Origin of the sequence: Halogranum amylolyticum, assembly GCF_900110465.1 — an archaeon.
Lineage (GTDB): Archaea > Halobacteriota > Halobacteria > Halobacteriales > Haloferacaceae > Halogranum > Halogranum amylolyticum.
In genome coordinates, this window is the sequence record NZ_FODV01000001.1 from 580,774 (window position 1) to 592,157 (window position 11,384).

Here is an 11,384-nt window from a genome sequence, read left to right on the forward strand (position 1 = left end):
GACCGAGGAGTCGTGGCCGCACTCTCGGCGCTCAGTTTTCGGGGCTCGCTGTCCGCTCGGAGAGCGGTGCTGCTCTGTCTCGCTCCGCTACTCGACGTCGAACCGGAGAACGGCACCGACGCCGTCGAAGCCTGCCTGTAAGCGTTCGGCGCGGTCGAGCGCCTCCGGGACGACGACGCACGTCGCTTCCTTCTCTTCGGCCCGCGCTCGGAGCGTCTGTGCGTCTTCGGCGGGCAGCGACTCGGAGAGCAACAGCGTCTCGACGGCACCGTACTCCAACGCCTCGTCGACGTCGTCACGGCCACCGACGGCCGACTCGTCGTCGGCGGCGAGCGCGTCGAGGAACCGATCGAGCGCCGCACGTGCGTCGGTGGTGTCGAGCGCGTCCGCCTCCTCGGCGGCGTCGACGAGCCGTCGGAGGCCGGCTTCGCTGCCGTACTCCACGGAGAACGACCCGACGGTGACGTCGGCGAGACGGTCGGGGAGGTGATCTCCCTTCCGGAACTCCTCGACGATGACCTCGCTCCCACCGAGCACCAGTCCCGCGATCGAGACGTCGTCGTGGGCGGGTGCGTCGGTCTCGCTCTCGCCGTGCTCCGCCTCGAGGAACGTCCGTGAGAGCACGTCACCGACCGTTTCGAAGAACTCCGCCTTTCGCTCCTGGCTTCGACCCTCGAATCGGTCCTCCTTCCCGCCTTCGGCCGCCTGCTTGCTCGGGACGTCGCTCTCGACGGTCTCGATCTGCTCGATGGTCTCTCCGTCGTAGCGTCCGACCACGGCGCTCTCCCGGGCGACGACGACCAACCCGTACGTCTCCGTCCCGCTCGTGGTGGGTTCGAGCGGCGTGGTGTCGAACTCGTTGGCGTAGCCGTAGGTGGCTTCTGTGACCGGGTCCGGCAGGTCGTCGAACACCTTCGTGACGAGGTCGCCTTCGACGGTACCGACGTACGCCACGAGGCCGTTCTCGGGGGTCTCGTCGTAGTCGTGGAGGATCCGTCGCGTCTCCTCCAGCGCCTGTTTGAGCGGCTTCCGAACCTCCTCTCGGTCGTTCAGGTACTCGGCCTCGGCGTGGTCTTCTTCGACGCGACCACGCATCGCTTCGAGCGACTCGTCGGCGGGAATCGCGACCGTGACGAGTTGCTCGCCGTCGGCTTCTGCGTCCGATATCGTCTCGATTTCATCTGACAGGGTATCTCCGGTAGACATGTGACAAGATCTCCAACTGAGTCCCTCCGGCGGTCGTCGAGTGAGGGGGTCCTAGCTACCGTCGGCTGATGGAAATACCTTATCGCCAGCCGCGACTGAGGCTCCTCACGGGTCGGGAAGCGTGCCCGACCCGACCGGCGAGACCTGCTGCTGTCCGGGTTCTCTGACGGCGTTCTCCGAGCAAAAGACGGTCGCGAACCGGTGACTCAGCTGCTCAACAGCTGGTCTCCCGTCCGCACCCGGACGTCTACCGGCTTCTTCACGAACTCGCCGGCCGAGCGGCCGACGATGTGTTCAACGCCCCGCTGAGCGGAGACGTCGACGAGTCGTTGCGTCACCTCGTCGTCCACCACCAGCGCGTAGGGGACGGTGTCCGCGTCGGCGACGGCGTCGAAGGCGTCGTTCGCAGCCAGTTCGTCGAGCGTCACGAGCGAGTCGTCGAGGAGGCGGACGCTCGCCGACCCGGACTCGATGATCTGCCGGACGTGTTCGTGGATCGAGGGCGTCGGCTCCGTCGCGTCGTTGCTGTCGCTCGTCGCGGTCGTTTCGGGAGAATCGCTCGTCTCGGGGGACTCAGTCGACTCGGGAGTTTCGACCGATTCGCCCGACGTGTCGACGTCATCGCGCTCTGCAGTCTCCTTCGTCCCGCTTGTCTCGCCGTTCGCGGTCACGTCGGGGGCGACGTCGCTCTCGTCCGTCCCGCTCGGGTCGCTCGTCTCGGGAGCGACGTCGGTCGCCGCGTCGGCCGTCGGCGTCACGGTTGCCGTCGAATCCGTCGACTCGGCGCCCTCGCGTTCGCTGTTCTCGCGTTCGACATCCGGTTCGACTGGCGCAGTCTCCTCGGTCTCGTCTTCGGGATCGTCGTCCGAAGCGGGAGCCACCGGCGACTCAGTCGTCGCCGACGGCTCCGGTCGAGGGTCCGCGGGGTCCTCCGGAGCGGGAGTCGTGCTCCCGTCTGTGGCCGTCACGGCCGGCTGGCTGGTCGGGCCACTCTGGTACGTCTCGTAGGGGACCTTGTCCCGAAGTGACGACATCACCTCGCGACGGGCGAGGTCCTCGACCGAGCGGCCGCGCGGGGCGAACGCGACGTGGTCGACGTGCCCCACCTGTGCCAGTTCCCGCAGGATGAGTTCGCCGCCACGGTCGCCGTCCAGGAAGGCGGTGACGTTGCGGTCCTGGGTCAACGCCGCGACGCTCTCGGGGACGTTCGTCCCCTCGACGGCGATGGCGTTCTTGATGCCGTAGCGGAGCAGCGTCAGCACGTCCGCACGGCCCTCGACGACGATGATTGCGTCGGACGTCTCGACGTTCGGCCCGGCCGGATAGCCGTCGTACTCGGTGATGTCCTCGACGCGGACGGACTCCCGGACCTCCTCGAGGATCTCGCGACTCGTCATGACGCTGTCGTCGAAGGAGCCGGCGAGAAGCTCTTTGGCCCGCTCGACGACGTCGCGACGTTTCGCGGCGCGGACGTCCTCGATGTCGGTCACCTCGACGGTGGCCTTGCACGGTCCAACCCGGGAGATGGTCTCCAGGGAGGCGGCGAGGATAGAGGTCTCGACTTTGTCGAGGCTACTGGCGATGGTCACCTCGCCGTAGGACTGCCCGTTCTCGCTCTGTATCTGTACGTCGATGCGGCCGACTTTCGACGACTGTTGGAGGTCGCGGAGGTCCAGGTCGTCGCCGAGCAACCCTTCGGTCTGCCCGAAGATGGCGCCGACGACGTCGCTCCGCTCGACGACGCCGTCTGCCGTGATGGCTGCGTGGATGAGGTATTTGGCTGTGTCGTCCATATGATATCCCCTCCGTGGGGTGATGATGGTGATAGTCTCGTGGGCGTGGCCCACTCGTCTTATATACGCTCTCCACGAGGGAAATAGCTATCGTACTGACGAGAGCCCGCCGCCGTCGGCGACTTCAGACGTCGGCAGCCCACTCGTCGGCGCGTTGCAGAAACGCCGCCGGATCGTCGGGATCGTCGTGTTCGAAGACGGCCCACTCGACGCCGGCCTCGCGTGCTGCGGCCGCACACTCTCGGAGCGGAACGTCGCCAGCCCCGAGGTCGACGGGCCGCCCGCCGCGGTCGGCCTCGGGATCGACGGCGACGTCTTTGAGGTGGACGACCGAGATCTGCTCGGCGTAGCGGTCGAGCAGGTCGACGGGGTCGGCACCCGCCGCGTACGCCCACCCGACGTCGAGTTCGAACGCCACGCCCTCGGTCGTCTCGACCAACTGCTCGAAGGCGAAGCGGTTGTCGACCTCGGCGAACTCCAGTTCGTGGTTGTGGTAACACAGTTGGAGTTCGTACGGTGCGAGCGACTCGGCGAACTCCGAGAGCGCGTCCGCCGTGTCGGCGACGGCCGCGGGGTCGGCGAACTTCGACTCGTCGAGGATGGGGATCACGAGCCTGTCGCTCCCGAGCAGTTGACAGTTGCTGGCCTCCGCGGGGAGATCCGATTCGACGGCTTCGACGGGGACGTGCGCACCCGCGACGCCCAGCCCCTCCTGATCGACGGTCTCGCGGATCTCCCCCGGCGGTTCGCCGCCCGCTCCGGCGAACTCGACGCCGTCGAGTCGCGTCTCCGCGACGTGTTCGAGGAGTTGTGTGACAGACTCGTCGAGCGCGCGAAGCGAGTAGAGTTGGATCGCCGTCTGCATAGTGGAGACACACAGGCGCGTCGTCATAGCTTCCGTGGCACGACGACCCTCTCCGCCCCGTCACTGTGAAGAAAATAGTTCTTCAAAGGTGGACTCGGTTGAGATATGAGTAATACTTAGGTAGCTGTGTGGGTTACGCGCCACGTATGAACCGGAAGTGGAGGAAGATCCTCTGGACGTCCGTCTTCGCCGTACTGGTGGCGCTGGCCATCCCGTGGTTCCTGTGGGGGGACTCGCGGGTCGTCGCCGGTCTCCCGCTGTGGCTGTGGTGGCATATCGGCTGGATGGGTGCCGCGACCGTTGCGTTCTACGCCTTCACCCGGTCCGGCTGGCAGCTGCTGGCGGGGGTCACTCGTGGCTGAGTTCGTCCCGCTGCAGTCGGACGATCTCGGCGTCCAACTGGCCGTCATCGCCGTCTACCTCGTCGTCGCGCTCGCGGTCGGCCTCCTCGCCTACCGCGTGACGAGTCGTGAAGCCGAAGATTACTATCTGGCCGGCCGGTCGATGGGGACGGTCGTTCTCCTCTTTACGACGTTCGCGACCCTGCTGTCGGCGTTCACCTTCTTCGGTGGCCCCGACCTCGCGTTCACCGCCGGTCCCGAGTGGATCCTCGTCATGGGGCTCATGGACGGGATCCTCTTCGCCATCCTCTGGTACGTCGTCGGCTACAGACAGTGGCTCGTCGGCCGCACGCACGGGTACGTCACCCTCGGCGAGATGCTGGGCGACCGCTTCGGGTCCACCGGACTCAGAGCGCTCGTCGCCGGCATCTCGCTGTTCTGGCTGTTCCCCTACGTGATGCTCCAGCAGATGGGGGCCGGCGAGGCGCTCGTCGGCCTCACGAACGGCGTCGTCCCCTACTGGGCGGGCGCGGCGCTCATCACCGTATTCATGATTGTCTACGTCGTGCTCGCGGGACTCCGCGGCGTCGCGTGGACCGACACGATTCAGGGACTGTTCATGCTCACGGTGACGTGGGCGGCCGTCGCGTGGGTGCTCGTCTCCGTCGGCGGTCCCGAGGCGGCGACCAGTGCCCTCGCCGAGACGAACCCCGAGTTCCTCGCACTCGGCGGCGGAGAAGGGAGTTTCGACCTCCTGACGCTCGGCGGCGGCGGCCTCTACTCGGCGAAGTGGATGCTGTCGACGGCCGTCACAATCGCCTTCGGCGTGGCGATGTTCCCGCAGATCAACCAGCGGTTCTTCGTCGCGGACTCAGAGCGCGTGCTGAAGCGGTCGTTCACGCTGTGGCCCGTGCTCGTCGTCCTCCTCTTCGTCCCGGCGTTCATGCTCGGGTCGTGGGCGAAGGGGCTCGGCGTGACAGTTCCCGAGGGTGGAAACGTCGTCCCAGCGCTCCTCAACGAGTACACGCCCGTCTGGTTCGCGGCGCTCGTCGTCGCCGGCGCGATGGCCGCGATGATGTCCTCCTCGGACTCGATGCTCCTCTCGGGGTCGTCGTACCTGACGCGCGACCTCTACCGCCCGCTCGTCGCTCCCGACGCCAGCAGCCAACGCGAGGGATGGGTCGCCCGCGCCGGTGTCGTCGGCTTCGCCGTCGTCGCGTTCGTTGCCAGCCTCTTCCGCCCGGGGACGCTCGTCGAGGTGGGCGACACGGCGTTCGGCGGCTACGCACAGCTCGCGTTGCCCGTGATCGTCGCGCTCTACTGGCCGCAGACGAACCGAAACGGGATGGTCGCCGGCCTCGTCGGCAGTCAGGCGTTCTACCTCGGACACGTCTTCGGCCCGCTGCCGACGACCTACCTCGGGTGGGACTTCGCGCTCTACGGGATGCTCATCGGCCTCGTGCTCACGGTCGGCGTCTCGGCGGTGACGTCGCCGACGGCCGACGAGAACGCCGCCCGGTTCACCGACGGACTGCGGGCCGACTAACCGAAGCGTCGCGATCGACGTTCCGAAGGGTGTTCATGTAGTTGGGCAGTTTGTGCATTGCTGTTAACAACTACAGCTGCAAATGACCGATACTGTCTGTTCGTAGAACTGATCGTACCGCCGGCTGCGGCGTGCAAATGGACGCCAACGTCAATACAAATGCATACGGGCGTACAAACTCGGATTCGGTAGCCTCGAGTGACGATCCTCCGACGCCGATCCGTACTCGTAGACGTCTTATCGAGGCTCCGAGCGATTAGTTACGCAACGAATACGCGCGTCAGATCCTCTCGCATCAATCCACGCTCTGCAACGATCTACACAATATACCCCCAAACTTTCTTTATCCCAACACTGGATACAAGGTTATGGGATTACGCGAACAAGTCATACCAATTCTCGGTACTGTGCTTCTGGTGGCGACAATCTGGGTGAGCTACCAGTACTCGCGGAAACAGGGCAGTTCCGGACGGCAACTCCTGAGTGATGGTGGTGAACACGCCGAGCCTACCGTCCACAGGGAGAAGCCGGTAGGATGGATCAGGTGGATAACGACAGTGGATCACAAGGATATCGGGATACTGTACGGTGTCTACGGGACGACGGCGTTTGTGGTCGGTGGGCTCATGGTCATCGTGATGCGATTGGAGCTTTTCGACCCCGAGATGTCGCTTATTTCTCCCGCCTTCTACAACTCGCTGCTGACGAGCCACGGTATCACGATGTTGTTCCTCTTCGGGACGCCGATCCTCGCGGCGTTCTCGAACTACTTCGTTCCACTCATTATCGGAGCCGACGATATGGCGTTCCCGCGCATCAACGCTATCGCCTTCTGGTTGCTCCCGCCCGGCGCACTTCTCATTTGGGCCGGCTTCTTCCCGATTCAGGGAATCATCCCAGCGCAGACTGCTTGGACGATGTACACGCCGCTATCGTTAGGGATCGAGTCAGGCAGCATGCAGACGAACGCAGGTGTCGACCTGATGCTGCTTGGTCTCCACCTGACTGGCGTCTCGGCGACGATGGGGGCGATCAACTTCATCGTGACTATCTTCACCGAACGCGCCGAGGAGGTCACCTGGGCCAACCTCGACATCTTCTCGTGGACGATCCTCACCCAGTCGGGGCTCATCCTCTTCGCCTTCCCCTTCTTAGGTAGTGCGATGGTCATGCTGCTGCTCGACCGCAACCTCGGAACCGCGTTCTACACGGGCGAGGGCGGTGCCATCCTCTGGCAACATCTGTTCTGGTTCTTCGGCCACCCCGAGGTGTACATCCTCGTGCTGCCGCCGATGGGGATCGTCAGCTACGTGCTGCCGCGGTTCTCCGGGCGGCGGCTGTTCGGGTTCAAGTTCGTCGTCTACTCGACGCTCGCCATCGGTGTGCTCTCGTTCGGCGTCTGGGCCCACCACATGTTCGCGACCGGCATCGACCCGCGACTCCGCGCGTCGTTCATGGCGGTGTCGCTAGCGATCGCGATTCCCTCCGCGGTGAAGACGTTCAACTGGATCACGACGATGTGGAACGGCCGCATCCGACTCACCACACCGATGCTGTTCTGTATCGGCTTCGTCTCGAACTTCATCATCGGCGGCGTCACCGGCATCTTCCTCGCGTCGATCCCGATCGACCTCATCCTCCACGACACCTACTACGTCGTCGGTCACTTCCACTACATCGTCATGGGTGCCATCGGTTTCGCTGCGTTCGCTGGCCTGTATTACTGGTTCCCCTTGGTTACGGGACGGATGTACCAGCGCAGACTCGGCAAGTGGCACTTCTGGCTCTGGATGATCGGGACGAACGTCACGTTCTTCGCGATGATCCTGCTGGGTTACGGCGGCATGCCTCGTCGCTTCGCGAGCTATCTGCCACAGTTCGCAACGCTTCACCAAATTACGACAGTCGGTTCGTTGTTCTTGCTTCTCGGTGGCGGTGTCTGGGTTTACAACTTCGTCATCTCGTGGTTCGAGGGACGGAAGATCGACACGCACGACCCGTGGAACCTCGAGGAAGACGGGCTTTTGACTGCCGAGTGGCATTGGCTGCGAGAACAACGGCAGACGAAGATCGCCGACGGTGGCGAGAAAGAGGGAGAATGATGGGAGATCAACCGGTGAAGGCAGTACTGGGCGGTAGTCACTACTCTGCACAAGAGCAACTCTTAAGCACGTGGTGGGAGAACAAGCATAACAATAGTACGTGTGAAAGAAACACGACCGACACGACGACGGAGGGGATTGGCGTATGAGTGACGACAGTTCCGTTTTGAAGCCGGCGCTCGCAGTCGTCTCTGCGCTCCTCATCGGCGGAGTGCTCTTTTTGGCTGCGAACGGTCTCATTGCCGCAGTTGGGGACGAACCCGCCGTGAGTATGCAGTCGGGCAGCGGTGACGGTTCGACGGGTGCAGACGGCCCCGGAAAACTCCCTGCGACGTGGAACGATACGAAGTGGTACGACGAGGATCTTCGCAGTCAGGACCTCGAGTTCCGCGATCCGGACGCTGGTAATCAAGTACAGTTCCAGCCGAAGCAGATGAACAACTCGACGCTCCCGTCGAACGAGAACCGGCGCGAGCTCGTGCGCTACGGGCGGCAGTTGTTCGCGGACACCTCGACGATGATGCCCAACAACACGGGCAGCGACCGAATGTCGTGTGCGAACTGCCACGGCGGTGGCTCGCTCTCGTCGACCACCGGAATGGTCGGACAGGACATCGACATGATTCCGTTGGTCGGGACGGCTGCGGGCTATCCCGAGTGGACTGGTCGTACGGAGCGGATGCGGGATATGCGTCAGCGCATCCAGGGATGCTTCCTTCGGAGCATGAACGCCGACGACGCGGAAGACGGTGTCCCCGAGTACGACTCCCGGGAAGTGCAGGCGATGGAGGCGTACATGGAGTGGCTTGGGCAGGGCACGCCGATCGGAAGTGCTCCGTACTGGAGAGGCCTCGAGAAGCCCGAAGGTGACGACAAGAAGCCGATTCCGGAAGTGAACCCGGTCCGTGGAGCAGAGCTCTACATGCAGAACTGTGCGAGCTGCCACGGTGCGGACGGTCAAGGTGAGGTCGGCGAATACCCACCGTTGTGGGGTCCAGAGTCCTTCAACGACGGTGCCGGGATGGGCCGGATCTACACCTCCGCCGCGTTCGTCCGTGAAGCGATGCCCTACGGGTACGCACACACGGTGACTGACTGGAGCGACGTCCAGGACATCGCCGGGTACATGAACGGCCACGACCGACCAAGCCTCGACCGCAAACCGCAGGACTGGCCGTCGGAGGGGCCGCCCGAGGAAGCAGTGTACTACAACCGCACGCAAGAGCGACTCGGATACGACATGAATCCGATGAAGAAGAAGCTCGTGCTCGCCGGCATTCCGACCGGAACAGAGCCGCTGAAGAGAGGCGACATTCCGGACAACGTCGAACGGTACGACCAGCCGCTTCGGAACGTGACCGTGGAGAACGATTCGACCGGAAACTCGACCGGCGAAAACACGACGGCGCTTCAGAATCCGCAGCATCACCGTGCGATCAGCGATGCGATGACCCAGAGCGAGCGAGCACAGCGCGCAAGTTAAGAATCATCTCACCTTCGATTTTCCCTCGATACGAATGAACGGCGTCCCCGGATTTGCAGCGGTCTTTACTGCGGGCGTACTGACGATTCTATCGCCGTGCTGTCTCCCGTTGATTCCGGCCGTCGTCTCGAGTGGAACGGGCCATCGCTACCGTCCCGTCGTCCTCGTTTTCGGTAGTGTACTCTCGTTTACCGTACTCGGCCTCGCCGTCGGAGCGATTGCGAGCATCTCGCCGGAGACGTTTCGGCTGCCGTTGGTTGGGCTGCTCATCGTATTCGGAGCGGTGTTGGTCGACGATGACCTGAACCGAATCTACGAACGCCGTGCGTCACGATTAGCCGCGAAAGCCGATCGCCGCAGCGTCTCAGAAGACAGTGGTAGTTCGCTTCTGGGGGGCTTCGTGACTGGGACGTTACTCGGTGTCATCTGGCTCCCCTGCGTCGGGCCGATTCTCGGCGGCGTATTAGCGTTTGCTGGCAGCAGCGGAAACACGTTGGTGAGTGGAAGCCTCCTGTTCACCTACGGCGTCGGCTTCGCAGTACCGTTACTGGTGACGGCGTACGTGGGAAAGGACGCAATCGACCGTACTGGGTTCGCGAAGAGTCAACGGAACGTACGACGTCTCGTCGGATCTGTCTTGCTCGTAACAGGGGTCGCGCTGCTGTTCGATATCGATAAGCTACTCATGCGGTTCGTAATCGACCTCTCACTTCCGATCGGCGTTTAGTCACACGATACCACATCATTCCATCAAAACTGTATGAATACGACACAACTGCTCGGACGTGTAATCCGGCTCATGCGCCTCGTGACCGAGAACAGGGCCGTGAAATGGGGGACGCTACTGCTCGGTGTCACATCCATCGGACTTATATTCGGAGTCGCGTCGGAGGTAATGTACGGCATCGATCACGGGGCGAACCTCATCGCCTACTGGCATATTTCGATGGCGTGGGTGGGTGCCGTCGCGCTCACGACGACGTTTGTAGGGAGTCTCCTCTATCTCCGCTTCGAGGGTCGCTACTGGAACCGTATCGCCCACAGTGCTGGAGAGATCGGCTTTCTCTTCGTAACGCTTACTTTGATTACGGGGAGTATCTGGGGGCGAGTCGTCTGGAACTCCTGGTGGGAGTGGACGGACGTTCGGCTCGTCACCTTTCTCCTCGTGTGGTTCGTATACGCGGGCTATCTCGTCGTCTACGCATCGACCGAGCGAGGCGCCGACGAACAGTACACTGCTGTCTACGGCGTCGTCGGATTCTTGACGGTGCCGCTCTCGTACGTCTCGACACGCCTCTGGATTCCGACGTTCCACGAGACCACCTTGGGGAACCCGCAGGTGAGTGCAAACATCAATCCACTCGTCCTGGTCGTCTCACTGGTCGCAGTGAGTTTCCTGTACACCTACTTACTCGGACTACGAATCCGCATCCACGAAATTGAAGACAAGATACAATACCGTGCAAGCGGAAGGAGGCGATAACGATGGAGCCACTTCTGCTAGCGGGGTACTCGATCATCTTCGTCGCGTTGTTCATCTACATCGTCCGCCTACAGCGACGGCTCTCCAGACTGGAACGAAAAGTCTCTGATCTGGACAACTAAAAACGACCACGCTTTAGTTGTGGAGACAATGCACCGGACACAACAATATTGAAGTTGCCCCTCCTACATCAACAATTGTGCGTCGAAAGACCAAGTTCGTCATAAGCGCGGTCGGTATCGTCGTTCTGCTTACGACCCTCGGAACGACGACGATGAGCGCGTCGACCCAATTCGTCTCTCCCACGACGCTCGAGTCGGGAGACTTTGGCGGCGATTGGGTCAGATTGGAAGGTGTCGTCGACGAACTCGAAACCGACCAGAACACACTTCGATTCGAGGTGACTGATCAAAACACGTCCGTCCGTGTCGTCTACGAGGGAACGATACCGGAGGCTATGAACGAGGGTCGAATCGTGGTTGCGAAAGGTGTCGTCAAAGAAGACCACCTCGTCGCAGACCAACTCTCGGTTCGGGCTCACGAAGGCTCTGAGAACGAGAACTAA

At 62.7% G+C, this 11,384-nt stretch carries 11 protein-coding genes; 8 read left to right on the forward strand and 3 right to left on the reverse strand.

Annotated features, from left to right (window positions below; all coding sequences use genetic code 11):
* Nucleotides 1-87 precede the first annotated feature (87 nt).
* The 3 genes from BSG17_RS02920 to BSG17_RS02930 form a co-directional block, all read right to left on the reverse strand.
* Complete coding sequence (locus BSG17_RS02920; protein WP_089820949.1) at nt 88-1,206, reverse strand: baeRF10 domain-containing protein; 1,119 nt, start codon at nt 1,204-1,206, stop codon at nt 88-90.
* Between the two features lie 206 nt (nt 1,207-1,412).
* Entirely contained in the window at nt 1,413-2,999 is a 1,587-nt protein-coding gene (dnaG, locus tag BSG17_RS02925) for a DNA primase DnaG (RefSeq protein WP_089820950.1), read from the reverse strand.
* 124 nt (nt 3,000-3,123) lie between these two features.
* Nucleotides 3,124-3,864, reverse strand: a complete 741-nt coding sequence (locus BSG17_RS02930; protein WP_089820951.1) for a sugar phosphate isomerase/epimerase family protein — start codon at nt 3,862-3,864, stop codon at nt 3,124-3,126.
* Nucleotides 3,865-4,010: 146 nt separating this feature from the next.
* Between BSG17_RS02930 and BSG17_RS02935 the strand changes: the two genes are divergently transcribed.
* From BSG17_RS02935 to BSG17_RS02970, 8 genes are all read left to right on the forward strand, one after another.
* Nucleotides 4,011-4,226, forward strand: a complete 216-nt coding sequence (locus tag BSG17_RS02935; RefSeq protein ID WP_089820952.1) for a DUF3311 domain-containing protein — start codon at nt 4,011-4,013, stop codon at nt 4,224-4,226.
* 10 nt (nt 4,227-4,236) lie between these two features.
* A complete protein-coding gene (locus BSG17_RS02940; RefSeq protein ID WP_089821026.1) occupies nt 4,237-5,751 on the forward strand; it encodes a sodium:solute symporter family protein in 1,515 nt (504 codons plus the stop codon).
* Nucleotides 5,752-6,182: 431 nt separating this feature from the next.
* Nucleotides 6,183-7,853 carry a cbb3-type cytochrome c oxidase subunit I gene (locus tag BSG17_RS02945; protein WP_394327947.1) on the forward strand — a complete coding sequence of 557 codons (1,671 nt, stop codon included), beginning with the start codon at nt 6,183-6,185 and terminating at the stop codon, nt 7,851-7,853.
* 145 nt (nt 7,854-7,998) lie between these two features.
* Nucleotides 7,999-9,336, forward strand: coding sequence for a c-type cytochrome (locus BSG17_RS02950; RefSeq protein ID WP_211609044.1), 1,338 nt, complete (start codon nt 7,999-8,001; stop codon nt 9,334-9,336).
* A gap of 34 nt (nt 9,337-9,370) precedes the next feature.
* A complete protein-coding gene (locus tag BSG17_RS02955) occupies nt 9,371-10,063 on the forward strand; it encodes a cytochrome c biogenesis CcdA family protein (protein ID WP_089820954.1) in 693 nt (230 codons plus the stop codon).
* Nucleotides 10,064-10,231: 168 nt separating this feature from the next.
* The gene (locus tag BSG17_RS02960) at nt 10,232-10,819 is read left to right on the forward strand and encodes a cytochrome c biogenesis protein (RefSeq protein WP_089821028.1); all 588 of its coding nucleotides are present in this window, start codon (nt 10,232-10,234) and stop codon (nt 10,817-10,819) included.
* A gap of 2 nt (nt 10,820-10,821) precedes the next feature.
* Entirely contained in the window at nt 10,822-10,941 is a 120-nt protein-coding gene (locus tag BSG17_RS02965) for a CcmD family protein (protein WP_089820955.1), read from the forward strand.
* 77 nt (nt 10,942-11,018) lie between these two features.
* The gene (locus BSG17_RS02970; protein WP_089820956.1) at nt 11,019-11,384 is read left to right on the forward strand and encodes a cytochrome c maturation protein CcmE domain-containing protein; all 366 of its coding nucleotides are present in this window, start codon (nt 11,019-11,021) and stop codon (nt 11,382-11,384) included.

Excerpts from the sequence above, each read along its gene's own strand:
- BSG17_RS02930 (WP_089820951.1), bottom strand. The coding sequence starts at position 3,864 with ATGCAGACGGCGATCCAACTCTACTCGCTTCGCGCGCTCGACGAGTCT.
- BSG17_RS02950 (WP_211609044.1), top strand. The coding sequence starts at position 7,999 with ATGAGTGACGACAGTTCCGTTTTGAAGCCGGCGCTCGCAGTCGTCTCT.
- BSG17_RS02955 (WP_089820954.1), top strand. The coding sequence starts at position 9,371 with ATGAACGGCGTCCCCGGATTTGCAGCGGTCTTTACTGCGGGCGTACTG.
- BSG17_RS02920 (WP_089820949.1), bottom strand. The coding sequence starts at position 1,206 with ATGTCTACCGGAGATACCCTGTCAGATGAAATCGAGACGATATCGGAC.
- BSG17_RS02935 (WP_089820952.1), top strand. The coding sequence starts at position 4,011 with ATGAACCGGAAGTGGAGGAAGATCCTCTGGACGTCCGTCTTCGCCGTA.
- BSG17_RS02960 (WP_089821028.1), top strand. The coding sequence starts at position 10,232 with ATGTACGGCATCGATCACGGGGCGAACCTCATCGCCTACTGGCATATT.
- BSG17_RS02965 (WP_089820955.1), top strand. The coding sequence starts at position 10,822 with ATGGAGCCACTTCTGCTAGCGGGGTACTCGATCATCTTCGTCGCGTTG.
- dnaG (WP_089820950.1), bottom strand. The coding sequence starts at position 2,999 with ATGGACGACACAGCCAAATACCTCATCCACGCAGCCATCACGGCAGAC.